Source organism: Candidatus Magnetobacterium casense (assembly GCF_019173545.1).
Lineage (GTDB): Bacteria > Nitrospirota > Thermodesulfovibrionia > Thermodesulfovibrionales > Magnetobacteriaceae > Magnetobacterium > Magnetobacterium cryptolimnobacter.
On record NZ_JABXWD010000531.1, the window covers coordinates 1 to 1,965 of the forward strand.

Below are 1,965 nucleotides of genomic sequence, written 5' to 3' on the forward strand. Positions count from 1 at the left end.
GTCGGTCAAGTGAACTATTTTCAATACAAGGTCTCCTCTTTCTTGTAATGCAGGGGCACCGAACGACCCGACAACTTACAAATGTCCCGGTAGTATGGAGCATGTAGGATGGAATGCTCGATTAGATTTATCACCATTTCATGCTCTCCTTCCGGGGTTTCGATGTCTAGAGAATCATAGGTCTGGAGGCCACAAGAGGCAAGAAGGTTGTGGGAATGAAATTCTTCAAGAAGAAGCGATGCTGCGGACAAGAGGATGTTCGCGGCGATGGCTTGAGGGAAGATGTTCATTACTACTTTACCAAGAGTTTCACGGTTATAGGTGGAGGCTCCGGGAACGTAGCGGGAGGTTCCTGTCAGCGGAAGGCGGACGTACCCGGTGCGTCCGGCTTCTTGGATGACAGACTCTCGCCATTTCCAGAGGATGGGATAGGTAGCAGCATATCGAGAGATAAACTCTTGGGCTTTAGCTTTTGAGATAGGGAAGTTAGCCTCTTCGGTGAGAGACTTCCGAAGAATGGAGGCTTCCCCTCCGTACACGATTAAAAAGTTGACCTTCTTGCCGATGTAACGGTAGCGTTCGGGGGTGAGGCCGTTGGGAATGATAGGCCCAAAGATTCCCTTAGCTGTTTCGAGGTGGGGGTCCCGGCCCTCAGTAAAAACGGATACGAGAGTGGGGTCTCCGGAGAGGATGGCTAGCACCCGAAGTTCTATGTGAGAAAGGTCTACGTGGATGAGGTAGCCAGGACGGAAACGGCAGGTCATGGTTTTACGGATGTCTGAGGGGTTGGTTTGTAAACCGGGGCGGCGGCAGGTAACACGGCCCTGTTTGGTTCCGCCTTCTTTGTCGTCGTCGGAGTCTCCCCGGCCAGTGGTGGAGGGAGTGGCGAACCAGTCAGGATGGGCAACTCCGATGACTTCTCCGGTTCGGGTGCCTCTCCAGATGAGGGACCCTACGTCACGAGGTGTAGTGTGCCCGTCTGATAGAAGGTTAGCGATGTAAGTGTTTCGGAGTTTAGCGTTCTTACGGAAGGACCGGATGTCTGTGAGGAGTTCGTGGTAGGGTGAGGAGTCGGGGAGCTTAGAAAGAATTAGGTTTACATTAGCTTTACAAGTGGAAACTCTTTTTTTTACTTCTGAGATTACTAGTCGTTTTGAACCATAAAGTCCGGCTTCTTTCGCGGCTTCTTCTACCGCAAGGTTAGCGAAGGCGACAGACTCGTGGCCTTCTATGGCTCCGTTCCAGGTAGTGAGTGTTTTTTGGTATAGGGTTCGGCAGGCGTCGTCGTAGGTGGTATGGAGTGATTCAAGGGCTGGTTTAGAGAAGGTGACTCCGTTTTCAGTCATGTCGATAAGAAGCCAGATTAGTTTGGAGTACCAATTTATACAGTAGGGGGAGAGCTGTTCACAATCCGGGCCATAGTTATCCCGCATCCGGGTGGCCAAGAGATCGTAGAGGTGTCGGGCGGTGAGACAATCGAGAGCGTTGTACCGGAGGAGGGCGGGGTCTGAAGGAGACGGGTAAGTAAGAAGACCGTCCGCGACTCCGGCTTCGTAGGAGGAAAGCCCAAAAAGACCGGCGATGGCTTTGAGAGAACGTTCGGGGCGAGCGGGTGATTCGAGGTAGCTTTGAATCAACACGTCACGGAGAGGAAAGCGTTGAAGGTTCGAGAGGCCGGGGAGGTTCGGATAACAGTATCGGAGGTGGAGGAGATCGAATTTGATATTAGCACCGAGAAGGGACCCTCCGGCGGAGTAGGCGGAGGAGAGCCAGTCTGAGAGGCGGGAGAGGTGAAGGGGGTTAGAAGGATGAAAGTAGGCGTAGTGGGTGGGGTCGAGAGAGATCCCGACGAGGGGAACCACAACAAGCTAGAAGATGCGGAACTCCGGGCAGTTAGACAGTTAGATGTTGACCGGGCGATTATCTATCTCCTGGAACGTTTCAAGGAAGAGATTCTCGCTAGCC

General features: G+C 52.8%; 1 protein-coding gene. It reads right to left on the bottom strand.

Annotated features, from left to right (window positions below):
- Positions 1-20 precede the first annotated feature (20 nt).
- Positions 21-1,637 (bottom strand): DNA polymerase, encoded by a 1,617-nt coding sequence (locus HWQ67_RS17230; protein WP_218253930.1) that lies wholly within the window; start codon positions 1,635-1,637, stop codon positions 21-23.
- Between the last annotated feature and the right edge of the window lie 328 nt (positions 1,638-1,965).